Raw genomic sequence first — 22,767 nt, forward strand, 5'->3', positions numbered from 1 at the left:
ACAATGGTCAGAGGCGGGAGCCCAGATCGGCGAGGAGATCGGTGACGGGGCGCCCGCCCTGCAGTTCCCGCACGGCGTCGACCACCGTCGGCACCTCGTCGGCGGAGATCGAGCGGATCGCATTGGTGCGGAATTTCTCGGCGACCTCGTCGGGCGAGAGCGGGCGCTCGGGCCCGCCGCGGTTCTCCCGGATCCGCTCGGTCACCGATCCCCCCTCGTCGAGCCGCACGGTGAGGACCGCCGGGAACTGCCGGGGGAAGATCGCGGTCGACTCCTCGTCGGGCACGCACCGCACGCGCTCGGCGAGCGCGAGGCGTCCCGGGTCGGCGGCCGCCGCGTCGGTGAAGTCGTCGTGCGAGAGGCCCAGCCCGCCGCCGCCGAGCAGCGCGGCGGCGACGGTGTAGGGCCCGCTGAACGCCGCGTGGTACCCCGAGCGGGGCCGCGCCTTCTCCTCGGGCGGCTCGGCGATCGTGCGCAGCACCGGTGCCGGCGCGCCGAGGGTCAGCTCGCGGATGCGCTCCGGGGCGACGCCCGCGTCGCGGATCCGCAGCGCCGCGTCCACCCCGGCGTGGGTGAAGTGGTTGCACGGGTAGGGCTTGGTGAACACGCGCAGCGTCTCCCAGTGCTCGCCGAGCCCGTCGGTGACGCGGTCGGCGCGGAAGCGCTCGCCGCAGAACGCGCGCAGGAAGCCGAAGCGGCCCTCGATCACGGTCGGCGGGCCGGTGAGCCCGTGGCGTGCGAGGTCCGCCGCGGCCACGCCGGCGTGCGCCGCCCAGCCGCAGTGCACCCGCTTGACCGTGCCGCCGGTGCGGTTGGCCTCGATGACGCCGGCGCCGGTGCTCGCGGCGATCCCGATGGCCGAGGTGAGCCCGTCGGCGTCGAGCCCGCGCAGCATGCCGGCGGCGACCGCCGCGCCGACCGCCCCGCAGATCGCGGTGGCGTGCTGTCCGTGCTCGAAGAACACGGAATTGCCGAGCTCCTCGTCGTAGCCCGCCATCCCCAGCCGGCAGGTCAGCTCGACGCCGACGGCGGCGGCGTCGAGGTACGCCGTCCCCGACGCGCCGGCGGCCTCCGCGGCGGCGAGCGCGGCGGGCAGCACCGCCGCCGACGGGTGCAGCACCGAGGGCAGGTGCGTGTCGTCGAAGTCGAGGCTGTGCGCGAGCGTGCCGTTGACCAGCGCCGCCGACGGCGCCGGCAGCCGGCGCCCGTCCGCCAGCGAGGTCGCCGCGCCGGTGCCGCCCCACTCCGCGACGACGGCGGCGGCCACACGGGCGGGCTCGGCGTCGCGGGCCGCGAGGGAGTTGCCGAGGACGTCGGCGGTGCGCGCGACGAGGTCGGCGCGCAGCTCCGGGGGCAGGCCCTCGGTCGCGGCGCGGGCGGCGAAGGCGGCGAACTCCTGGGCGGGTGTCATCGCGGGTGTCATCGCGGGGCTCACGCGCCGACCACCGCGACCGGGCGCACCGGCGAGCCCGTGCCGCCGACGATGCGCAGGGGCGTGAGGACGAAGAGGAACTCGGTGAGCCCCTGCTCGGCGGCCTCCTCGAGGGCCATGTGCTCGATGATGTGGATGCCGTGCTCGACGAGCAGGATCCGGTGCACCGGCAGCACGCGGTGGCCGTCGCCGGGCGGGATGCGCTCGAAGGCGGTGGTGTCGGCGCCGGCGGCGACCACGCGGCGCTCGGCGAGCCAGCGCGCGCCGTCCTCGGTGACGCCGGGCACGCCGGTGTCGTGGCCGAGGTACGACGCCGCGTCGTCGAAGCGCTGAGCCCAGCCCGTGCGCACGAGCGCGACGTCGCCGGGGCCCGGCTCGGCGCCGGCGCGCTCGGCGGCGGCCGCGAGGTCGTCGGCGGTGACGCCCTCGCCCGGGTCGAGCGCGGTGACCCCGCGGGCGCCGGGGACGTCGAGCAGCACGCCGCGCGTGATCATCGGCGGGATGCGCTCGGCGCCGTGCTCGGTGTGCCGCCCGCCGCGCTGGGCCGCCTCGGCGTCGACGCCGCCGTGCAGCAGGCCGTCGTGGCTGACGTGGGACAGCGCGTCGACGTGGGTGCCGACGTGGCCGCCGGTCACGAGGATCTCGTTGGACGCCGACCCGCCGTCCGGGCGCACCGCGTCGCCGTGGCGGCGGATGAGCGTCATACGGAAGCCCGGGTGGTTGGGCGAGGTCGGCATGCCGGTGAACAGCGGCTGCCCGAGCTCGACCGTGCGGGTGCCCGCGGCGACGGCGTCGATCAGCGCGCGGGTGCTCGTGGCGGTGGTCATCGGTTCTCCTCGACGAGGGTGGAGTCGGCCTGCTCGAGCACGCGGTGGGCGCCCGCGACGACGGCGGGGTCGACGAAACGCCCCTGCCCGTCGACCCAGGCGCTCTCCCCGCGCCCGGCAGCGTCGGTCAGCGAGTCGAGCAGGGCGCGCGCGCCGGCGACCTCGTCGGCGCTCGGCGTGAACGCCCGGTGCACCGGCTCGACCTGCCGCGGGTGGATCACCGAGCGCCCGAAGAAGCCCAGGTCACGGGCCTCGCGGCTGTCGCGCTCGAGGCCGTCGGTGTCGGCGAGGTCGGTCCAGACGCTGGTGATCGGCGCCGCGAGCCCGGCGGCACGCGCGGCGACGACGACGCGCTGGCGGGCCCACGCGAGCGCGTCCGGCCGGCGGACGCCGAGGTCGGCGGCGAGGTCGGCCTCGCCGAGCGACACCGCGACGACGTGCGGGTGCGCGCGGGCCAGGGCGAACGCCTGCTCGATGCCCAGCGCGGACTCGAGCAGCAGGTGCAGCGGCAGGTCCAGCCGCCGGGCGAGCACCGCGACGGTGTCGGGGTCGCCGGCCTTGGGCAGGCGGACGCCGTCGAGCGCGGTGCCGGCGAGCGCGGCGACGTCGTCGGCGAACCACGGCGTGCCGACGGCGTTGACGCGCACCCAGAGCGGCGTGGCGCGCGGAGCGGCGGCCGCCTGCACCGCGGCCTCGCGGCCCGCGGCCTTCGCGTCGGCGGGTACGGCGTCCTCGAGGTCGAGCACCACCGCGTCCGCGGGCCCGGCGAGGGCCTTGTCGAGCAGCTCGGGGCGGTGGGCCGGGACGTAGAGCCAGCTGCGCGCCCGCCCCGGACCCGGTCCGGCCGTCACACCGCCCCCGCGGCCCGCAGCTCCGCCAGTCGCGCGTCGTCGACGCCGTGCCGGGCGAGCACCTCGGCGGTGTGCTCGCCGAGGCGCGGGCCGGTGGTGCGGACGCGTCCCGGGGTCTCGGAGAGCCGGAACGGCACGTTCTGGAAGCGCACCGGGCCGAGCTCGTCGTCGTCGACGGAGACGATGCTGCCGAGCGCGGCGTACTGCGGGTCGTCGAGCACGTCGGCGGCCGTGTAGATCGGTGCCACCGCGGCCTCGGCCTTCTCGAAGGCGGCGACGACCTCCTCGCGGTCGCGCTGCGCGATCCACGAGCCGACGGCCTCGTCGAGCACGTCGGCGTGCCGCGCGCGCTCGGCGCCGGTCGCGAACCACGGCTCGTCGATCAGCTCCGGGCGCCCGACCAGCCGCATCACGCGCTCCGCGATCGACTGCGCGCTCGTCGACACGGCCACCCAGCGGCCGTCGGCGCACTCGTAGGTGTTGCGCGGCGCGTTGTTCGAGGACCGGTTGCCGTGGCGCGGCTGGAGCTCGCCGAGCTGGTCGTAGGCGATGACCTGCGGGCCGAGCACCGTGAGCAGCGGCTCAATGATGGCCATGTCGAGCACCTGGCCGCGGCCCGTCTGCTCGCGGGCCCGCAGGGCGGTCATGATCCCGAACGCGGTGGTCAGCGCGGCGACGCCGTCGGCGAGGCCGAAGGGCGGCAGCGTCGGGGGACCGTCGGGCTCGCCGGTGATCGCCGCGAAGCCGCTCATGGCCTCGGCGAGCGTGCCGAACCCCGGCCGTGACGAGTACGGGCCGAACTGCCCGAACCCGGTGACCCGCGCGAGGACGAGCCCGGGGTTGGCCTCGGACAGCACGTCCCAGCCGATGCCCCAGCGCTCGAGCGTCCCGGGGCGGAAGTTCTCGATGACGACGTCCGCCTCGGCCGCGAGCGCCCGGAACACCTCCTGGCCCTCGGGCGACGAGAGGTTCAGGGTGATCGCCTGCTTGTTGCGGCCGAGCATCTTCCACCACAGGCCGACGCCGTCGCGCTGCGCGCCGTGGGTGCGCGACGGGTCGCCGCGCGGGTGCTCGACCTTGATCACCTCGGCGCCGTGGTCGCCGAGCATCGTCGCGGCGAGGGGGCCGGCGAACAGCGTGGCGACGTCCAGGACCTTGAGGCCGGCGAGGGCGCCGGTGGGGGCCGTCATCAGGCGTTCCTTCCCGCCGCCACGGGGGCGGCGCTGCGGCCCGGGTCGCCACCCAGGCGCCGGGAGATCTGGGCGGCGACCGTCGCGACGCGCGGGCCGAGGTCGGCGACGAGCTCGTCGGTCATCCGGTAGCGCGGGCCGCACACGGAGATCGCGCCGAGCACGTCGCCGGAGACGCCGAAGACGGGGGCCGCGACCGAGCCGGCGTCGGCCTGGCGCTCGCCCGCCGAGACCGCCCAGCCGCGGGCGACGATCTCGTCGAGCTCGCCGCGCAGCGCGGTCGTGTCGACGGGCGTGTGCGGCGTCAGCGACTCCAGCGGCCCGGCGAGGGCCTCCTCGCGCTGCTCCGGGTCGAGGTGGGCGAGCATGCACTTGCCGGAGCTGCCGGCGTGCAGCGGGAACCGGCGGCCGAGCTCCACGGTCATCTTGATCTCGTGGAGGCCGACGACCTGGTCGAGGTAGACACGCCCGTGGGGCACCGGCGTGGACAGCGTCGCGGTCTCGCGCGTCTCGTCGCGCAGGCCGCGCAGCAGCGGCAGGGCCGCGGAGCGCAGGTCGGAGTCGCGCAGCGCCCGCGCCCCGAGCGCCGCGGCGGCGCCCCCGAGCCGGTACTCGCGGGTGGCGGGGTCGAGCGCGACCATGTCCCGCGCCGCCAGCGACTGCAGGATGCGGTGCACCACGGCCTTCGACAGGCCCAGATCGCGCGCGATGCGCGACACCCCGAGCGTCGAGGGTCCCTCGACGAACAGCAGCAGCACGTCCGCCACCCGTGAGGTGGACTCCGTGCCCCCCGCTGTCCCGGCTGCGTCTGCCATGGACACCGACCTCCCGTCTCGCTCGACGGAACACACCTTCAGGGCGTTCCGGTCGGCGTGTCAACCGCTCCGGACCGCTCTCTTGCTAACGAGCCGCTGAGCTGCTGTCATGCGGCGAGAAGCCCGTAGCAAGTCGTTTCTTCCAGCGGAACGAGGTGAGCGCGGTGGCGGACACCGACCTCGTGGTGGTCGGCGCGGGCGGCGGCCTGGCCGGCGCGCTGCGCGCCGCGGAGCAGGGCCTGGACGTCGTCGTGGTCGAGGCCGACGAGCACTTCCGGCGGGGCAACAACACCGCCATGTCGACCGCGATGGTCCCGGGCGCCGGCAGCCGCTACCAGCGCGCCGCGGGCATCGACGACTCGCCCGAGCGCTTCCTCGCCGACGTCGAGGCGAAGACGGGCGGGGCCGCCGACCGCCGCGTCGCCCGCGCGCTGACCGGCGTGAGCGCGGCCCTCGTCGAGTGGCTCGCCGACTCCGTCGGGCTGCCCATCGAGCTGCCGGTCGACATGGACTACCCCGGGCACTCCGCGCGGCGCGTGCACACCGTGCCCGGCCGGCACGGCTCGTCGCTGCTGCGCGGTCTCGCCGACGCGGTGACGGCGTCGGAGCGGATCGACCTGCTGTGCCCTGCCCGGGCGGTGGACGTCCGGCTGGACAACGGTGCCGCGGTCACCGTCGAGGACCCCTCGGGTGCGCGCGAGACGATCACCGGGCGGGCCGTCCTGCTCGCCACCAACGGCTTCGGCGCCGACGCCGGCCTCGTCGCCGAGCACCTGCCCGAGATCGCCGGCGCGACCTACCACGGCAGCGAGTACGCCCGCGGCGACGCGCTGCGGCTCGGCATCGCGCTGGGCGCCGCCACCGGGTGCCTCGACGCCTACCAGGGTCACGCCGCGCTGTCGGCGGCCGCGCGCACGCTCGTCACCTGGACGACGGTCATGCACGGCGCGGTCGTCGTCGACGCCGAGGGGCGGCGCTTCGCGGACGAGACCGCCGGCTACTCGGAGTTCGCCGCCTGGCTCGCGGCGCGCCCGGGCGCCCGCGGCTGGGTCGTGCTCGACCAGCGCATCGACGTGCTGTCCCGGGCGTTCGGCGACTACCGCGACGTCGTCGACTCCGGCGCCCTGCGCTGGGCGGGCGACGCCGCCGACCTGGCGGCGCTGATGGGCGTCCCCGCCGGTGTCCTGGCCGGCGAGCTCGCCGACGCCGCCGCCGTCGCCCGGGGCGAGCAGGCCGCCGACCGCGTCGGGCGGACCGCCGTGGAGGCGCCGCTCGAGGCGCCCCTGGCCGCGGTGGAGATCGTCCCCGCGCTGTTCCACACCCAGGGCGGCCTGCGGGTCGACGAGCACGCCCGCGTGCTCGACGCCGCCGACCGCCCGCTCGGGCCCGTCTACGCCTCGGGCGGCGCGGCGGTCGGCATCTCCGGCCACGGCGCGGCCGGCTACCTCGCCGGCAACGGCCTGCTCCCCGCCCTCGGGCTCGCCCACCTCGCCGCGGACCACTGTGCTGGTCGTAAGGCGGCGACCCGACTCCTGGAGGTCTCCCCGTGAGCCACGACCTGATCATCCGCGACGTCCGCGTCGTCCGTCCCGGGGTCGAGGAGGTCGCCCACGCCGACATCGCCGTCGACGACGGGCGCGTCACCGCCGTCGGACCGGACCTCGGCACGGACGCCGCGCGGGTCGAGGAGGGCCGGGGCCGGCTCGCGTTCCCCGGGGTCGTCGACGCCCATCAGCACTGGGGCATCTACAACCCGCTGTCCCAGGACGCCGAGACCGAGAGCCGCGCCTGCGCGCAGGGCGGCGTGACCACCTCGCTGACCTACATGCGCTCGGGGCAGTACTACCTGAACAAGGGCGGGGACTACGCCGACCTGTTCCCCGAGGTCCTCGCCGCCGCCGACGGCCGCTCGTACGTCGACTACGCCTTCCACCTCGCGCCGATGCAGGCCTCGCACATCGACGAGATCCCGATGCTGGTCGACGAGCACGGCGTCACGTCGTTCAAGATCTTCATGTTCTACGGCAGCCACGGCCTGCACGGGCGCTCGAACGACCAGAACGCGTTCCTCATGATCCCCGAGGGCGAGCGCTACGACATCGCGCACTTCGAGTTCGTCATGCGCGGCATCCAGCGGGTGCGCGAGCAGCGTCCCGACATCGCCGACCGCATCTCGCTCTCGCTGCACTGCGAGACCGCCGAGATCATGACGGCGTACACGCGCATCGTCGAGCAGGAGGGGCGGCTCACCGGCCTCGAGGCCTACAGCGCCTCCCGCCCGCCGCACTCCGAGGGGCTCGCGGTGACGATCGCGTCGTACCTCGCCCACGAGACGGGGCTGCCGACGATCAACCTGCTGCACCTGTCGTCGGCCAAGGCGCTGGAGGCGGCGCTGCTGATGGCCGGCACGTTCCCGCACGTCGACTTCCGCCGCGAGGTGACGATCGGCCACCTGCTCGCCGACACCACCACGGCCGACGGGGTGGGCGGCAAGGTCAACCCGCCGCTGCGCCCGCGCGACGACGTCGAGGCGCTGTGGCGTCACGTGCTCGCCGGCGAGGTGTCGTGGGTCGTGTCCGACCACGCCTGCTGCAAGGAGGCGACGAAGTTCGGCGACGACCCCGCCGACATCTTCGCCGCGAAGTCGGGGTTCGGCGGGACCGAGTACCTGCTGCCGGGCCTGGTCGGCGAGGGGCTCAAGCGCGGCCTGCCGCTCGGGGCGGTGGCCGCGCTGACGTCGTGGAACCCGGCGCAGCGCTTCGGCCTCGGCTCCAAGGGCGACATCGCGCCGGGCTACGACGCCGACGTCGTGCTCGTCGACCCGGACCGCTCGTGGACCGTCGACCCCGCGCAGTCCGAGTCGACCCAGGAGTACACCCCGTTCCGGGGTCTCGAGATCGGTGCGACCGTCGACGCGACCTTCCTGCGCGGGCAGCGCGTGTGGGCCGACGGCAAGGTCGAGGGCACCCCGACCGGCCGCTACCAGCACCGCCCGACGTCGGTCTGAGGCGCGCAGGACCTCGGCCCGACCCGTGTCCTCGGGACACGGGTCGGCGTCCTACGACACGCCGCGGTCGGCCGCCGACCAGCGCTCCGCGCGCAGGTCGCGCTTGAGGATCTTCCCGGCGCCGGAGATCGGGAGGGCGTCGCGGAGCTCGACGGTGCGCGGGGCCTTGTAGCCGGCGATGAGGCCCTTGACGTGCTCGCGGAGCTCGTCGCTCGTCGGCGCGGCGCCCGGGACGGCGACGACCACCGCGTGCACGCGCTCGCCCCACTCCTCGTCGGGCACCCCGATCACCGCGCAGGACGCGACGTCCGGGTGCTTCGCCAGGGCGTTCTCGACCTCGACCGAGTACACGTTCTCGCCGCCGGAGACGATCATGTCCTTGATGCGGTCGACGACGTAGACGTAGCCCTGGTCGTCCATGCGCCCGCCGTCGCCGGTGTGCATCCAGCCGCCGCGCAGCGCGGTCGCGGTCTCCTCGGGACGGTTCCAGTAGCCGATCATCACGTGGGGTCCGCGGCTGACGATCTCGCCGACCGTGCCGTAGGGGACCTCCTCGTCGTTCTCGTCGACGATCCGGACCTCCGAGTGCGGCGCCGCGCGCCCGGCCGAGCGCCGCAGCCGGTCGACACCGTGGTCGGCAGGCGAGAGGAGCGTCGCCACCGGCGACAGTTCGGTCATGCCGTAGGCCTGCGTGAACTCCGCGGACGGCAGGCGCTTGGCCGCGCGCTCGAGCACCGCCTCCGAGATCGGCGAGGCGCCGTAGAGCAGGTGGCGCAGGCTCGAGAGGTCGGCGTCGGCGGCCTCGGGCGCGTCGACCAGCATCTGGATCATCGTCGGCACCAGCAGGACGTCGGTGACCTCGTGCTGCGCGATCGCCGCGGCCACGCCCGCCGGCGTGAACATCGGGACGATGACGTGCGTGCCGCCGACGACGTTGCGCGCCACCCAGGACGCGCCGTCGGCGAGGTGGAACATCGGCGCGGCGTGCAGCAGGCGTCCGCCGGGGGTCATGAAGTCGCCGCTCGCGGCGCAGCCGAGCGCGGACGCGAGCAGGTTCGTGTGGCTGAGCACCACGCCCTTCGGCGTCCCCGTGGTGCCGCCGGTGTAGTAGATGCCGTACGGGTCGGCGCCGCCGCGACGCGCGTCGGGCACCGGCGCGGCGTCGGCGACGAGCGCCTCGTAGGAGAGCGTCCCGTCCGGGAGCTCGCCGTCGCCGCAGTGGACGACGGTGGCGACGACCGGCGCGGCCGCCCGGATCGCGGGCACCGCCGGAACGAAGGTGTCGTCGACCAGCAGGATCGTCGCGCCGGCGTCCTCCAGCGAGAACGCGATCTCGGCCGGACTCCAGCGGATGTTCACCGGGGTGACGACGCCGCCCGCCCACGGCACCGCGAACAGGTACTCGTGATAGCGGTCGGAGTTCAGCGAGAGCATGGCCACGCGGTCGCCCGGACCGATCCCGAGACCCTGCAGTGCGCCGGCGAGCCGGGCGACGCGCTCCCGGCACTCGGCCCACGTCCGGACGCGGTCGCCCGCGATCGTCGCCGGCCGGTCGGGGGTCTGCTGGGCGGCCCGGTGCAGCGCCTGGGTGATCTCCACGGCCGGTCACTCCTCGATGCTTGTCGCGCTATGTGAATGATGATTAGCTGCCGATGCAGTGAAGCACGTCACCTCGGTGCGGGGGAAGCGTCCGTTGTGTCCACAGGAGGCGGGATGAGAGGGGTCGACGACGGCTACAGCCCGTACCCCTGGCCCCCTCCGGCCCCGGAGCCGCCGCAGCGCTCTCCCTCGACGACACGCGAATCGTCGTTCACATGACCGCCGCGCCCGTGCGCCGGCGTCCCCGCGACCGGCGCCGGCGGATCCTCGCCGCGGCGGCCGCCCTGTTCTGGTCGGAGGGCTACCACCGCGTCGGGATGGCGGACGTGGCGACGGCGGTCGGCATCGCGCCGAGCGCGCTGTACCGCCACGTCCGCGGCAAGCAGGAGCTCCTGCTGGCGATCCTCGACAAGCACCTCGCGCGCATCGAGGCGCTGGTCGCCGAGCCCGACGGCGACCTCGTCGACGGGCTCGCCGCGCTCGCCCTCGAGCGCCGCGAGTTCGGCCTGCTCTGGGAGCGCGAGGCCGGGCACCTGCCCGCCGAGGAGAGCCGCGCGATCCGTCACCGCCTGCGCGCCGTGGCCGCCGTCGTCGGGGCCGGATGCGCGGACGCTGACCCCGCGACCGCCGAGCTGCGGGCCTGGGGCGCGCTCTCGGTGCTCGACAGCCCGTCGCACCACCGGTGGGAGCTCGCGGGCGACCGCTTCGGCGACCTGCTCGCCGGGGCCGCGCGCGCCGTGCTGACGGTGCCGCTGCCTCCGGCGACCGGCGCGGACGGGACCGACGGGCGACCCCGCGGGCTCGCGCCGGCCTCCCGCCGCGAGGCGCTGCTCGCGGCCGCCACCCGGCTCTTCGGCGAGCAGGGCTACTCCGCGGTGGGACTCGGCGACATCGGCGCCGCGGCCGGCATCGCGGGCCCGAGCGTCTACCGGCACTTCGCCACCAAGACCGACCTGCTGCTCGCCGCCCTGCACCGGGGCAACGAGGCGCTCTGGCTCGGCCTGCACCACGCGCTCGCCCGCGCGGGCGACGCCGACGACGCCCTGACCCGCCTCGCCGCCGACTACACGGCGTTCGTCGCTGCCAACCCCGAGATCGTCAGCGTGCTCGTCTCGCAGACCATCCACGTGCCCGCCCCGGACCGCGAGGAGCTGCGCCGATCGCAGCGCGCCTACCTCGCCGAGTGGGTCGCGCTGCTGACCGCCTCGCGCCCGGAGCTGCCGGCGGCCGAGGCCCGCGTGCTCGTCCACGCCGCGCTCGCGCTGATCAACAGCCTGGGGCGGGTCCACCACCTGACCGTCCGCCCGGGTGCCCGGGAGCGGACCGCGGCGCTGGCCGCCGCGGTGCTCGGCAGCTGAGCGCTACGCGGCCCGCGAGGTCGTAGCGAGGCCGGCGCCGAGACCGATCATCGCGACGCCGCCGGCGCCGCCGAGGACCGACAGCCGCCGCGGCGAGCGCGCGAACCACGCCCGGGCGGTGCCGGCCCCGAGCGCCCAGACGCTGTCGAACGCGAGGCCGATCGACGTCATGATCACGCCGAGCACGAGGACCTGCGGGCCGGTCGCGGCGGCGGGGTCGATGAACTGCGGCAGGAACGCGACGAGGAACAGCGCGCTCTTCGGGTTGAGCAGCCCGACCACGACGCCGTCGAGGGCCGAGCGCCACCAGCCCGGCAGGGCCGGGGTCGTGGTCGGGGTGGCGAGGGCGGCCGCGGTCCGGTGCCGGTGGCGGATGGCCGTCACGCCGAGCACGACGAGGTAGGCCGCGCCCGCGAGCTTGACCACGGTGAACGCGGCGGCCGACTGCGCGAGCACCGCCCCGAGCCCGGCGCCGACGGCGAGGACCTGCAGCCCGATGCCCAGGGAGTTGCCGATCACCGAGCAGAGCGCGCGCCGGCGTCCGGCCGCGAGGGCCCGGCTGATCGCGAACACGACGCTCGGACCGGGGACGATGATGACGATCACGCAGGCGACGACGAAGGCGAGCAGGTGGTCGGGCACGGTCCGGAGCCTCGTCCGCGCCGGGCCCGCGGTCCAGGGGTTTCCGGTGACGCGCCCCACCGCCGCCGGGCGAGGATGACCGGATGGTCGCGGGGACCCGTGACGTTGGACGAGATGACGGTCCGAGACCGCGCCGAGATCGACGCGACGGGCCGGCCCAGTCGGAAACGTCAGCCGGACATCGGAGTCCGGAGAGGAGACGTCGGTGCGACGTCACGACAGCAGTCCCGTCCTGATCACCGGCGCGGCCGTCTCCCCCGCGGAGGAGTTCGCGGCGCGCCGGCGTCGCTACTCGTTGATCATGTCCCTGCGCATCCCGTGCCTCGTCGTGGCCGGGGTGCTCGCCATCGCCTTCGGCTGGACCGTCGCGGCGGCGGTGCTGGTGATGCTGTCGGTGCCGCTGCCCTGGGTGGCGGTGCTGATCGCCAACGACGGCCCGCCGCGCAAGGCCGAGAAGGTCGCCCGCTTCCGCGGTGACCGTGTCCTGGGGACACGGTCGGCCCGGGCGATCGAGCCCGGCCAGGTCATCGACGTCCCCACCGACCGGGCGGCGTGAGCCGATGACCGATGAGCAGGGCGGTTCGTGGGCGCAGATGCTCGCGCCCGGGCGTCGCGGAGCCGTGACGGTGCTGGCCGGCGGCACGCTGATGTTCGCGGTCGACACCTACGTCACCGCGAGCCTCCTGCCCTCGGCCGTCGCCGAGATCGGCGGCGCGGCGTTCTACGCCTGGCCGACCACGCTGTTCCTGCTCGCGGCCGTCGTCGCCTCGTCGCTGACCAGCCGGGTGCTGGCCACGGTGGCGGCGGCGCGGGCCTACCTCGTCGCGCTGGGCGTCTTCGCCGTCGGCGCGCTGATCGACGCCGTCGCCCCGACGATGGCGGTGCTCCTGTTCGGGCGCGTGGTCCAGGGCCTCGGCGGCGGGCTGCTCGCGGCGATGGGCTACGCGCTCATCCGCGTCGCGCTGCCCCGCACGCTGTGGACGCGCGGCAGCGCCGTGATCGCCGCGATGTGGGGCGTGGCGCTCGTCGTCGGCCCGGGCGTGGGCGGGCTGCTCGCCGAGTACGCGTCCTGGCGCTGGGCGTTCGGAGCCCTGGTCGTCGGGAGCCTCGTGATCGCGGCGATCGTGCCCTCGGCGCTGCACCGCGCCCGCGCCCCGATCTCGCCGGGCCCGTTCCCGGTCGGCTCGGTGCTCCTCGTCGGGGCGGCCGCGGGCGTGCTGAGCCTCGCCGGGCTGGCCGCCAGGCCGCTGGTCGCGGGCCTCGGTCTGCTCGTGGCCCTGGTGCTGCTCGTCCTGTTCGTCGTCCACGAGCGGCGGACGCCGGCCGCGGTGCTCCCGCGCGCGACGTTCCGCCCCGGCTCGCCGCTGCGCTGGGTCTACGGGCTGATGGCGGTGCTGGTCGGCGTCTCCGGGGTGGAGGCGTTCGTGCCGCTGGTCGGCCAGCAGGTCGCCGGCCTCGACCCGGTCTTCGCGGGCTTCCTCGGTGTCGCGCTCGGCGCCGGGTGGGTGCTCGGCGAGATGATCAGTGCGTCCGCGCGCCGCCCGCGCCCGCGGGTCCTCGGCGGTCCCGTGCTGCTCGCCGCCGGCACGGTGCTGGTCGCCGTCACGCTGCTGACGCTCGACGGCACTGCCGGCGTCGTGCTCTGGGCCGTCGGGCTCCTGGCGGGCGGCATCGGGATCGGGACGGCGTGGCCGCACCTGGCGGCGTCGGCCATCGGAGGCGCCGAGCCGGTGTCCGACCAGGAGGAGCGCGACGAGGGCGAGGCCGACAAGGCCTCCGCGGCCGTGACGACCGTGCAGATGCTCGCCGTCTCGGTCGGCACCGCGCTGGGCGGCGTCGGCCTGGCCCTCGGGGGCGCCGACCCGGTCGCGTCCGCGCGCTGGCTGTTCGCGACGTTCGCCGCCGTGGCGGTGGTCGGCGCGCTCGCCGCGCGGCCGGCGTCCCGGGGCGTCTAACGCAGGATCTCCACGAGCAGCGCCCAGGCGTTGACCAGGCCGCCGGCGAGCGCGAGCGCGACCGCCGCCGGGAGCCAGTAGAGCCCGCCGAGCGACTCGGTGAGCAGGCCGATCGCGGCGACCCCGGGCGCGAGCGCGGCGACCGTCGACGGGACGATGTTCGTCGCGATCCAGGAGGTCATCGGCTGCTCAGCGGCGTGCGCGGCGGGCCGGACCAGGTAGCCCAGCGACGGCACGGTCACCGCGGAGATCACGAGGAGCTCGACGGCGAGGGCGACCTCCGGCTGGCCCGGGACCAGCAGCACGAGCGAGAGGAAGACGGGCAGCGCGAGCAGGATCAGCGAGAGCGCGGCCCGTCCCGCGATGCGGGGATCGGTGAGGATCGTCCGGATGTTGATCGAGACGGCGACGAACAGCAGGCCGGCGAGCGCGGCGGCGGCCCCGGCCATGCCGGCGGCGAAGTCGGACCACGGCTCGGCGTCGTAGGCGGCGTCCACGACCGGAGAGTGTGCTGGTCGGGACGCCGCGGGAGAAGATCAGCCGCCCAGCTTCTCCCGCATCGTCGTCGCCACGGCCTGCAGCGCGGACAGCGGGCGGATCATTACCGTGAGCCGGTCGATCGCGCCGGACGCGTCGTGGTGCAGCAGGTCGATGCCCTCGAGCTCCCGGTCCCCGACGTGCGCGCGGAAGACGAGCAGGTGGTCGTCCCCGCCGTCGATCTCGTTCACGTAGCGGAAGTCCTCGAAGACCGTGAACACCGCGTGCAGGATCGGCGCCACGGCGTCGCGCCCGTGGTACGGCGAGTGCACCACGGGGCTGGAGAACGCGACGTCCTCGGCGAGCAGGGCGACGGCGGCGTCGATGTCGCCGGCCTCGACGGCGGCGCGGAACGTGGTCATGCGGGCTCCGGGATCGGGAGGGCGCTCTGCGGGCTGCGGACGACGACGATCGCGGTGTCGTCGGGGACCTGGTGGTCGCCGTGCTCGAGGGCGGCGCGGCTGACCGCCTCGGCCACCGTCTCGGCGCTCGACGCGGGCGGCAGCGACGCGAGCACGCGGGCGATGCCGTCCTCGCCGAACTGGTCGGTGCTGCCCGGCGGGCGCGACTCGGTGACGCCGTCGGTGTAGAAGACGAGGCTGTCGCCCGGCTTCAGGCACTCCTCCTCGCGCCCGATCGACGCCTCCGGGCGCAGGCCGAGGGCGCGGCCGCCGTCGGCGAACTGGCGGACCTCGCCGTCGGCGCGCAGCAGGAACGCCGGCGGGTGGCCGCCGTTGACCACCACGGTGTTCAGGCCCTCGTCGGCGGCGGTCATGGTCGCGTAGGTGGCGGTGACGAAGCTGTGCCGGCCGGCGAACCACACGTGCAGGACGTCGTTGAGCGCGGCGAGGACGGCCTCGGTGCGCTCCTCGGAGTGCCCCACGGCGCGCACGGTGGAGCGGGCGAGGGCGGTGGTGCGCGCGGCCCACGGGCCCTTGCCGCACACGTCGCCGACGACGACGCCCCAGCCACCCGGCACCGGGAAGACGTCGTAGAAGTCGCCCAGCACCTCGGCGCCCCCGCCGCCGGGCCGGTAGCGCGCGGCGACCTCCATGCCGGGGATCCGCGGGTTGCTCGCGGGCAGGAGGCTCTGCTGCAGCGTCTCGGCGAGCTCGGTGGCCTCGGCGGCGGAGCGTTCGGCCCGTTCGGCGTGGCGCTCGGCGTCGGCGGCGTGGCGCTCGGCCGCCGCGGAGGCGACGCGGGCCTCCTGCAGGGCCATCCGCAGCGCGATCTCGCCGCCCGCGGCCTGCGCGAGCGTCCGCAGGATCTCCAGCTGGCGGTGGCTCCACCCGCGCGGGCGGACGTCCATGGCACAGAAGGTGCCGAGCACGTCGCCGCTCGCGGCCCGGATCGGGATGCCCGCCCAGGCCTTGATGTTCATGGTCTCGACCGCGGCCATGAGCTTCGTGCGCGCGTCGGCCCGGGTGTCCGGGATGACCTGCTCCGCGCCGCTCGTGACCACGAACTGGCAGAACGACTCGCTCGCCGGGTTCTGGCGCGGGCCGGCGCCGTCGCCGACGCCGGTGGTGCTCTTCCAGTACGAGACCTGGTCGTCCACGAGCGTCACGAACACCATCGGGGCACCGATGAGGTCGGAGGCCAACCGGGTGAGGCGGTCGAACGCCTCTTCGGGAGGAGTGTCGAGGAGACCCGTGGACGTGACGGCGGCGACCCGGCGCGGATCATCGATCCCGCGCGGCGGATTGGGCTCGTCCTCCACCGGGAACAGCCTACGGCCAGGGGAGGTCGGGCACGGACGAGGCGGGGGTGCTGGTGGGGGAGGGCGAGGAGATGCTGCACCTCGAGGTGCCGGCGACCCCTGCGTACGTCGGGCGGCTGCGGCGCGCGGTCCGGGGCTGGCTGCGCGGGGCGCTCGGCGAGAACGACCCGGACGCCGTCGACAACCTGACGCTGGCCGTCAGCGAGGCGCTGGAGAACGCGGCCGAGCACGCCTACGCCGACCGGGACGAGCCCGGGACGATGACCCTCTCCGCGCAGCGCGACCCCGTCCGGACGGGCTCCGTGGTGATCAGCGTGTCGGACTCGGGCAGCTGGCGCTCCCCGTCGGAACCGAACGGCTACCGGGGCCGCGGCCTCGCGCTCATCGAGGAGCTCTCCGACGCCCACACCGTGCGGCCCGGCCCGACCGGGACGACGGTGACCCTGCGGCACCCGGCCTGAGCTACACGACGTCGGGCAGCTTCAGGTCGACCTGGTAGCCGCGGTCGCCGTGGGTGACGACGCCCCGGCAGCGCACGGGGCCGACGACGTCGACGAGGTGGCGGTAGCGGGCGCTCATCAGCGCGGTCAGCTCCCCGACCCGCTCGCCGTCGAGGCGGACCTCTACGGCGTAGTCGCCCCGGTACTTGCCGCGGGTCACCGACGACGACCACAGCTCGACGGTCAGCGGCCTCGGCGCGGCGCCGGGGCGGTGGTGGCGGGCGAGGACGTCCTGGTGGTCCTCCTCGCGTGTCACCACGACCTCGCGGTCGGGGTCGAGGACCCGGGGCCCGGCCTGTCGCGGCGGCTCGGGCCGACGCGAAGGCTCGGGCCGGCGGTCCTGGCGGGGGACCGGGACCGGCGCGGTGGCCGGCTCCTCCCGGGGACGGAGGGTGCGCAGGGGGCGGCGGGGGAGCGGGGCCGCCGGGGTGGCGCGCGGCGCCGTGGGCCGTGCGGGCCGGATCGCCGGCGTGACGATCGGGGCGGCCATCACCGGCGGTGCGGGCACCGCGAGCGCCGGGCGTCGTGACCGGTCGATCGTCCACCAGATGCCGAAGGGCACGGCGAGGATCACCGCGGTGATCACGAGCCACTTGATCAGCAGGAGGACCGCCACACCGCCCTCATCGTCCCGGGAGGGCGATTCGTGACAGGCCGCGTCCGGTCGGTAACGACGGAGCTCACCGGCTCGACAAGTCGATGGTCATCACGGGGTTGCGGGTGTCGAGAGGACGGCGACGTGCGCCAGGCGTACAAGGTGTGGTCGGGCATCGCGGCCGGTGTGTTCTGCCTTGTCGCCGCCACCGACCTGTCCGGGCGGGGCGTGACGCCGCCGGCCGGCACCGTCGCGAGCTCGTCGTCGCTCCCGGCGAGCTCGTCGACCGCTCCCGCGGCGCCGGCCGTCGCCGGCTCGTCGGCGGGCGGCGGCTCGACCTCGGCGCGGGTCGTCGAGGTGATCGACGGCGACACCTTCCGCCTCGCCTCCGGCGACGAGGTGCGGGTGCTGGGCATCGACTCCTGCGAGGCGGCGACCCCGGGCGGACGTCGGGCGACCGACGCCGCCCGCGCCCGGCTGCTGACCGCCCCGGTGACCCTGGCCGCGCAGCCCGGCGTCGACCGCGACCGGTACGGGCGGATGCTGCGCTACGTCTCCGCCGGCGGCGGCGACTTCGCGTCCGCGATGGTCGCGATGGATCACACGTCGATCTACACGGGCGGGCGCAACGACGCCTCGCCGACCGTGCAGGCCACGCTGCGCCGGATCGACACGAACGGCCGGACCTGCGGCACCACGACCACTGCGCCGACGACCACCCGCCGCACGGCCACCCCGTCGCCGGACGCCGACCGTCCCCGCTCCGCGCTCCCGGCGGCCCCGCGCACGCCGACCCGCGAGCCGGCCGCGGCGCGCTCGGGCGGGGGGTACTACGCGAACTGCTCGGCCGCGCGGGCCGCCGGCGCCGCGCCGCTGCTCCGGGGGCAGGCGGGCTACCGCGCCGCCCTGGACCGCGACAGCGACGGCGTCGCCTGCGAGTGAGCGTGTGTCAGCGTGGCGGCGGCGCGGGTGTTTCAGCGTGGCGGCCACGCTGACGTTGAACGTCAGGAAATCCGCCACGATCACTCGCGGCATCCGTTCCCTGAGATCAGGAGTGTCTGGTGCACCTCGGTCGGCGTCGCGACGTCGATGAGGTGCTCCTGATCAACGCTCGGCGCGCTCCGGGCGGCGCGGCTGACGCCGGTCGGCGCGCGGCGACCCCGCCGGGCGGGCGGTGGACGCCCGCGGGCGGGGTGCCGGCGAGGTGGCCGGGGGCTCGACGAGCCCCAGGGCGGAGTCCGGGATGAGGGCCAGCTCCCGATTCTTGATCATGTCTGCCCCTTCCGATCGACCCGGACGCCTCGGGGTCCGGGGTGGCTGACACCCAGTGAACGCGATCACGCCGCGCGAGACTCCGTCTCAAGGAACCTGATCGATCAGGCGGGCGGATCTCGGCGGCAGATGGTCGACGCGCGCGGACGAACGGCGGACCGGTCGGCTCAGAGCAACGGCTTCAGGTGGGCGTCGACCCAGCCGGCGAGGGGGCTCGGCGTCGTCGTGACCGCGGTGCGCGGCTGCTCGGGGACGAAGCCGTCGCGCAGACCGGCCGCCATGCCGACGATCGCCTCGATCTGCACGTCCGCCAGCCCGGCCGACGCCAGGGCGGCGCGCACGTCGTCGTCGGTGACCCGCTCGGCGCGGACCGGGCGCCCGAGCACGGCCGTCAGCACCTCCGCGACCTCGGCGAAGGAGTGGTCGCGGGGCCCGTGGACCGCCTGCACCCCGCCGACCGTCCACGGCGCGAGCAGGCGGGCGGCGCCGACCTCGGCGATGTCGCGCGGGTCGACCCACGGCATCGGGGCGTCGAGCGGCCACGCCGTGCGCAGCACGCCCTCGCGCAGCCCGTCGAGGTCGAGCGCGAGGTTGGTGAAGAAGTAGGCGCACCGCAGGTGCAGCACCGGGGCCCCGGTGGCGTCCAGCGCCTCCTCGACGCGGGCGAGGCCGTCGATCTCCCCGGCGCCGTGGCGCTTCTCGGCCCCGCCGCTGGACACGAACACGGTGCGCGCGATGCCGTTCTCCACGACCGCCCGCGCGACGTGGGCCCCGAGGCGCGCGTGCCCCTCGACGGGGTCGCCGGTGGGCATCGTCGGGCTGACCCACAGCAGCGCCTCCACGCCGCGCGTGGCCTCGACGACCGCGTCGCCGTCGTCCTGGTCGCAGCGCACGGCGTCGACGTGCCCCCGCCACACGGGGTCGAGCGCCCCCGGATCCCGCATCAGCACGCGGGGTCGTACCCCGGCCCGGACCAGCGCGGAGAGGACGTGGGCGCCGACGTGACCCCGTGGGGTGGTGATCGCGATCGTCATGGCCGCGAGCGTGCCCGAGGGGTCCGACACCGGGTACGCGCTTGACGGCTCACGGCCCGAGTAGTTAAGTCGTGGGCGATTCCATCGTGCACGATGAAAGGGACTTCCATGCCGACCCTCACCGTCGGGAACGAGAACGGCAGCCCGGTCGACCTCTACTACGAGGACCACGGCGCCGGGCGCCCGGTCGTGCTCATCCACGGGTGGCCGCTGTCCGGCCGCTCCTGGGAGAAGCAGGTCCCGGCCCTCGTCGACGCCGGCCACCGCGTCGTCACCTACGACCGCCGCGGGTTCGGCTCGTCGTCGCAGCCGTGGACCGGCTACGACTACGACACCTTCGCCGCCGACCTCGACGCCCTGCTGCGTCACCTCGACCTGCGTGACGTCACGCTCGTCGGCTTCTCGATGGGCGGCGGGGAGGTCGCGCGCTACCTCGGCCGCTACGGCAGCGAGCGCGTCGCGCAGGCCGTGTTCGCCGCGGCCGTGCCGCCGTACCTGTACAAGACCGACGACAACCCCGACGGCGGTCTCGACGACGCCACGATCCAGAGCTTCCTCGACGGCGTCACCGGCGACCGGATCGCGTTCCTCGACGGGTTCACGACCAGCTTCTTCGCCGCCGGCGACCGCACCGACCTCATCGGCGAGCCCTCGCGCCTGTACCACCGCGCGATCGCCGAGTTCGCGTCGCCGAAGGGGACGCTGGACTGCATCAGGGCCTTCAGCTACACCGACTTCCGCGACGACCTCGCGAAGATCGACGTCCCGACCCTGGTGATCCACGGCGACTCGGACGCGATCGTGCCGTTCGAGGTGTCGGGCCGGCGGACCGCCGAGGCGGTCAAGGACGCCCAGGTCGCCGTGATCGAGGGCGGCCCGCACGGTCTGAACGCCACGCACGCGCCGGAGTTCAACAAGGCCCTGCTGGGGTTCGTCGGCTGATCGTTCAGGGCAGCACCGCGGTCGCCTCGACCTCGACGAGGAGGTCGGGCTCCCCGAGCGCGGTGACCCCGATCAGCGTGATCGCCGGCGTGACCTGGCCGAGGGCGGCGGCCGCCCGCATCGCGCCCTCGCCGAAGCCGCCCATCTTCTCGGGGGTCAGGTCGACGACGTAGACGGTCATCTTGGCGACGTCGTGGAGCGTCGCGCCGACGGCCTCGAGCGCGGTGGCGACGTTGCGGTACGCCTGCTCGGTCTGGGCGGCGAGGTCGCCCGGACCGACGGGCGTGCCGTCCGCGGTGCGGGCGACCTGGCCCGACACGAAGACCGTGCGCGTGCCCGTCGCCACGGCGACCTGGCGGTAGACGTCGGGGGCGGGCAGGCCGGCGGGGTTGATCAGCTCGACGGTCATGGTGACCTCCGTGATATCGGATAGCGCTGTTATGTCTCGCTAGATATAGCAGTGTTATGCAACACTGCACAAGTGCCCCGTCCTCCCGATCCCGCCGTGCGCACCGCCCTCATCGAGCAGGCGGCGGCGATGCTCGTCGCGCGCGAGCCGGTGACGCTGCGGGCGCTCGCGACGCGGGTCGGCACGTCGACGATGGCCGTGTACACGCACTTCGACGGGATGTCGGGCCTGTGGGGGGCGGTGCGCCAGGAGGGGTTCGCGCGCCTCGCGGCCCGGTTGTCCGACGTCGCGCCGACCGACGACCCGGTGCGCGACCTCGCCGCCCTCGGCGCGGCGTACGCCGCCAACGCGCTCGGGCACCCGGCGCTCTACCGCGCGATGTTCGACGCGGCCGCCGACCTGCCCGACCCCGAGGCGGCGGGCGCGGCGTTCGGGGTGCTCGTCGAGGCCGCGCGGCGGGCCGTGGCGGCGGGGCGCTTCGCCGGCGCCGACCCGGTCGCCGTCGCGACGCGGCAGTGGGCGTCGGGTCACGGGCTGCTCCTGCTCGTGATCTCCGAGGTCCTGCCCCGCGAGGCCCTCGACGAGCACGTGCCGGCCATCCTGGGCGCGCTGTTCACCGCGGCCGGCGACGACCCGGCGCGCTGCGCGGCGTCGGTCCGCGCCGGCTGGGGATAGCGTGCGCCCGCGTGGACGCCGCCGCGCTGGTCACGCAGCCCCCGCTCGCCCAGGCCGCCGCGCTGCGCGCGGGTGAGGTCAGCGCCGTCGACCTCGCCGAGGCGACGCTGCGGGCGGCGGCGGAGGTCGACGCGCGGGTCAACGCGTTCGCCGAGCTCGATCGTGACGGGGCCCGTGCCGCGGCGGGCGAGGCCGACCGGCGACGGGCCGCCGGCGAGGACGGTCCGCTGCTCGGGGTGCCGATCGCGCTCAAGGACGACCTCGACGCCGCCGGGCACGTGACGTCGTGGGGCACGCGGTCCCGCCGGACGGCGGCTGCTGCGGACGGACCGGTCGTGAGCGTGATCCGGGCGGCCGGCCTGGTGCCCGTCGGCCGGACGACGCTGCCCGAGCTCGCCGTCTACGGCTTCACCGAGTCCGAGCGCTTCGGCGTGACGCGCAACCCCGTCGACCCGAGCCGGACCTCCGGGGGCTCGTCGGGCGGGTCGGCGGCCGCGGTCGCCGGCGGTGCGGTGGGGATCGCGACGGCCAGCGACGGCGGCGGCTCGATCCGCATCCCGGCGTCGTGCTGCGGGCTCGTCGGGATCAAGCCCGGCGCCGGGCGCACGCCGGGCGGCGGGTGGAACGGGCTGTCCGTGCAGGGCTGCGTGACGCGCCGCGTCGCCGACTCCGCGACCTACCTCGACCTCCTCGGCGACTTCCCGACCCCGCTCGCCGCCGCCGCGGAGCAGGAGCCGCCGCGGCTGCGGATCGGCGTCGACCTCGCCTCGCCGGCCACCCCGTCCCTGCCGCTGGACCCGGAGCTCGAGGCCGCGGTGCGCCGGGCCGCGGACGCGCTCGCCGGGCTCGGCCACGAGGTCCATGACGTGCGGGTGCGCTACGGCGCGATGGCCGCCGGGTTCGTGGCGCGGATGCTGCACGGCATCGCGCGGGCGGCGTCCGAGGTCGACGACCCCGCGCTGCTCGAGGCGCGCACGGCCGAGGTGGCGTGGATCGGGCGGCGCGTCCCGTCCGCCGCGATCCCGCGGGCGCGCCGGCAGGGCGAGGCGTTCGGGCGGCGGGCGCTCGCCGACCTCGGCGTCGACGTGCTGCTCACCCCGCCGGCCCGGAGCCCTGCGGTGCCCGTCGGGCACTGGGCGGGGCGGCGCGGGCTGCCGACGATGCTGGGGCTCGCGCAGCAGTACGCGCACACGCCGCCCTGGAACCACGCGGGGATCCCGGCGGCCGTGGTGCCGGTGGGCCGGTCGGCGGCGGGGCTCCCGCTCGCGGTGCAGTGCGTCGTGGGACCGGACCAGGACGCGCGCCTGGTGTCGGTGGCGGCGCAGATCGAGCGGGCGCTCGACGTCCCGCCGCCTTGATCGACGGAAGATTTCGGACGCTGGGTGTCAGCGACGACACGCCGCTGAC

24 protein-coding genes are annotated in these 22,767 nt (G+C 75.6%); 10 read left to right on the plus strand and 14 right to left on the minus strand.

Annotated elements, in window-relative coordinates; all coding sequences use genetic code 11:
- Window positions 1-7: 7 nt before the first annotated feature.
- Genes WCD58_RS27980 through WCD58_RS28000 form a run of 5 tightly spaced genes read right to left on the minus strand, consistent with a single transcriptional unit; the run spans window position 8 to window position 5,067 of the window.
- Window positions 8-1,411: an MmgE/PrpD family protein gene (locus tag WCD58_RS27980; RefSeq protein WP_337706399.1), complete on the minus strand. Its 1,404-nt coding sequence runs from the start codon at window positions 1,409-1,411 to the stop codon at window positions 8-10.
- Between the two features lie 20 nt (window positions 1,412-1,431).
- Window positions 1,432-2,259 (minus strand): cyclase family protein, encoded by an 828-nt coding sequence (locus WCD58_RS27985; RefSeq protein ID WP_337706400.1) that lies wholly within the window; start codon window positions 2,257-2,259, stop codon window positions 1,432-1,434.
- The gene (locus WCD58_RS27990) at window positions 2,256-3,110 is read right to left on the minus strand and encodes an HpcH/HpaI aldolase/citrate lyase family protein (protein WP_337706401.1); all 855 of its coding nucleotides are present in this window, start codon (window positions 3,108-3,110) and stop codon (window positions 2,256-2,258) included. The genes WCD58_RS27985 and WCD58_RS27990 overlap by 4 nt, the downstream gene beginning before the upstream one ends.
- On the minus strand, window positions 3,107-4,300 hold the full coding sequence (locus WCD58_RS27995) for a CaiB/BaiF CoA transferase family protein (protein WP_337706402.1): 1,194 nt from the start codon (window positions 4,298-4,300) through the stop codon (window positions 3,107-3,109). Before WCD58_RS27995 ends, WCD58_RS27990 begins: the two co-directional genes overlap by 4 nt.
- Window positions 4,300-5,067: an IclR family transcriptional regulator gene (locus tag WCD58_RS28000; RefSeq protein ID WP_337706403.1), complete on the minus strand. Its 768-nt coding sequence runs from the start codon at window positions 5,065-5,067 to the stop codon at window positions 4,300-4,302. The genes WCD58_RS27995 and WCD58_RS28000 overlap by 1 nt, the downstream gene beginning before the upstream one ends.
- A 212-nt stretch (window positions 5,068-5,279) precedes the next feature.
- Between WCD58_RS28000 and WCD58_RS28005 the strand changes: the two genes are divergently transcribed.
- Entirely contained in the window at window positions 5,280-6,665 is a 1,386-nt protein-coding gene (locus WCD58_RS28005; RefSeq protein WP_337706404.1) for an FAD-dependent oxidoreductase, read from the plus strand.
- Window positions 6,662-8,122: a dihydroorotase gene (locus WCD58_RS28010; RefSeq protein ID WP_337706405.1), complete on the plus strand. Its 1,461-nt coding sequence runs from the start codon at window positions 6,662-6,664 to the stop codon at window positions 8,120-8,122. Before WCD58_RS28005 ends, WCD58_RS28010 begins: the two co-directional genes overlap by 4 nt.
- A gap of 51 nt (window positions 8,123-8,173) precedes the next feature.
- Here the strand turns inward: WCD58_RS28010 and WCD58_RS28015 are convergent, their stop codons facing one another.
- Complete coding sequence (locus tag WCD58_RS28015) at window positions 8,174-9,721, minus strand: acyl-CoA synthetase (RefSeq protein WP_337706406.1); 1,548 nt, start codon at window positions 9,719-9,721, stop codon at window positions 8,174-8,176.
- Window positions 9,722-9,936: 215 nt separating this feature from the next.
- On the opposite strand from WCD58_RS28015, the gene WCD58_RS28020 reads away from it, so the two are divergent.
- Complete coding sequence (locus WCD58_RS28020; protein WP_337706407.1) at window positions 9,937-11,079, plus strand: TetR/AcrR family transcriptional regulator; 1,143 nt, start codon at window positions 9,937-9,939, stop codon at window positions 11,077-11,079.
- Between the two features lie 3 nt (window positions 11,080-11,082).
- Here the strand turns inward: WCD58_RS28020 and WCD58_RS28025 are convergent, their stop codons facing one another.
- Window positions 11,083-11,721 (minus strand): LysE family translocator, encoded by a 639-nt coding sequence (locus WCD58_RS28025; protein WP_337706408.1) that lies wholly within the window; start codon window positions 11,719-11,721, stop codon window positions 11,083-11,085.
- A 205-nt stretch (window positions 11,722-11,926) separates the two neighbouring features.
- Here WCD58_RS28025 and WCD58_RS28030 point away from each other — a divergent pair, with 205 nt between their 5' ends.
- Together WCD58_RS28030 and WCD58_RS28035 are read left to right on the plus strand one after the other, a co-directional pair.
- Complete coding sequence (locus tag WCD58_RS28030; protein ID WP_337706409.1) at window positions 11,927-12,277, plus strand: DUF3099 domain-containing protein; 351 nt, start codon at window positions 11,927-11,929, stop codon at window positions 12,275-12,277.
- A 4-nt stretch (window positions 12,278-12,281) separates the two neighbouring features.
- Window positions 12,282-13,676: an MFS transporter gene (locus WCD58_RS28035; RefSeq protein WP_337706410.1), complete on the plus strand. Its 1,395-nt coding sequence runs from the start codon at window positions 12,282-12,284 to the stop codon at window positions 13,674-13,676.
- On the opposite strand, the gene WCD58_RS28040 is transcribed toward WCD58_RS28035, so the two are convergent.
- Genes WCD58_RS28040 through WCD58_RS28050 form a run of 3 tightly spaced genes read right to left on the minus strand, consistent with a single transcriptional unit; the run spans window position 13,673 to window position 15,933 of the window.
- On the minus strand, window positions 13,673-14,173 hold the full coding sequence (locus WCD58_RS28040; protein WP_337706411.1) for a hypothetical protein: 501 nt from the start codon (window positions 14,171-14,173) through the stop codon (window positions 13,673-13,675). The genes WCD58_RS28035 and WCD58_RS28040 overlap by 4 nt on opposite strands.
- 39 nt (window positions 14,174-14,212) lie before the next feature.
- Window positions 14,213-14,575, minus strand: a complete 363-nt coding sequence (locus WCD58_RS28045) for a nuclear transport factor 2 family protein (protein ID WP_337706412.1) — start codon at window positions 14,573-14,575, stop codon at window positions 14,213-14,215.
- Window positions 14,572-15,933, minus strand: coding sequence for a PP2C family protein-serine/threonine phosphatase (locus WCD58_RS28050; RefSeq protein ID WP_337706413.1), 1,362 nt, complete (start codon window positions 15,931-15,933; stop codon window positions 14,572-14,574). The genes WCD58_RS28045 and WCD58_RS28050 overlap by 4 nt, the downstream gene beginning before the upstream one ends.
- 47 nt (window positions 15,934-15,980) lie before the next feature.
- Here WCD58_RS28050 and WCD58_RS28055 point away from each other — a divergent pair, with 47 nt between their 5' ends.
- Window positions 15,981-16,394, plus strand: a complete 414-nt coding sequence (locus tag WCD58_RS28055) for an ATP-binding protein (protein WP_337706414.1) — start codon at window positions 15,981-15,983, stop codon at window positions 16,392-16,394.
- A 1-nt stretch (window position 16,395) separates the two neighbouring features.
- Here WCD58_RS28055 and WCD58_RS28060 read toward each other — a convergent pair whose 3' ends face one another.
- Window positions 16,396-17,049: a hypothetical protein gene (locus tag WCD58_RS28060; RefSeq protein ID WP_337706415.1), complete on the minus strand. Its 654-nt coding sequence runs from the start codon at window positions 17,047-17,049 to the stop codon at window positions 16,396-16,398.
- A gap of 123 nt (window positions 17,050-17,172) precedes the next feature.
- Here WCD58_RS28060 and WCD58_RS28065 point away from each other — a divergent pair, with 123 nt between their 5' ends.
- Complete coding sequence (locus WCD58_RS28065; protein WP_337706416.1) at window positions 17,173-17,970, plus strand: excalibur calcium-binding domain-containing protein; 798 nt, start codon at window positions 17,173-17,175, stop codon at window positions 17,968-17,970.
- Window positions 17,971-18,132: 162 nt separating this feature from the next.
- Here WCD58_RS28065 and WCD58_RS28070 read toward each other — a convergent pair whose 3' ends face one another.
- Entirely contained in the window at window positions 18,133-18,300 is a 168-nt protein-coding gene (locus WCD58_RS28070) for a hypothetical protein (protein WP_337706417.1), read from the minus strand.
- Window positions 18,301-18,467: 167 nt separating this feature from the next.
- Entirely contained in the window at window positions 18,468-19,334 is an 867-nt protein-coding gene (locus WCD58_RS28075; RefSeq protein WP_337706418.1) for an NmrA family NAD(P)-binding protein, read from the minus strand.
- Window positions 19,335-19,442: 108 nt separating this feature from the next.
- Between WCD58_RS28075 and WCD58_RS28080 the strand changes: the two genes are divergently transcribed.
- Complete coding sequence (locus WCD58_RS28080) at window positions 19,443-20,276, plus strand: alpha/beta fold hydrolase (protein WP_337706419.1); 834 nt, start codon at window positions 19,443-19,445, stop codon at window positions 20,274-20,276.
- A gap of 4 nt (window positions 20,277-20,280) precedes the next feature.
- On the opposite strand, the gene WCD58_RS28085 is transcribed toward WCD58_RS28080, so the two are convergent.
- On the minus strand, window positions 20,281-20,685 hold the full coding sequence (locus tag WCD58_RS28085) for a RidA family protein (RefSeq protein WP_337706420.1): 405 nt from the start codon (window positions 20,683-20,685) through the stop codon (window positions 20,281-20,283).
- A gap of 96 nt (window positions 20,686-20,781) precedes the next feature.
- Between WCD58_RS28085 and WCD58_RS28090 the strand changes: the two genes are divergently transcribed.
- Complete coding sequence (locus WCD58_RS28090) at window positions 20,782-21,360, plus strand: TetR/AcrR family transcriptional regulator (protein WP_337706421.1); 579 nt, start codon at window positions 20,782-20,784, stop codon at window positions 21,358-21,360.
- An 11-nt stretch (window positions 21,361-21,371) separates the two neighbouring features.
- A complete protein-coding gene (locus WCD58_RS28095; protein ID WP_337706422.1) occupies window positions 21,372-22,718 on the plus strand; it encodes an amidase in 1,347 nt (448 codons plus the stop codon).
- Window positions 22,719-22,767: the final 49 nt, after the last annotated feature.

Source organism: Actinomycetospora flava (assembly GCF_037400335.1).
In the GTDB taxonomy this organism is placed as follows: Bacteria; Actinomycetota; Actinomycetes; order Mycobacteriales; family Pseudonocardiaceae; genus Actinomycetospora; species Actinomycetospora flava.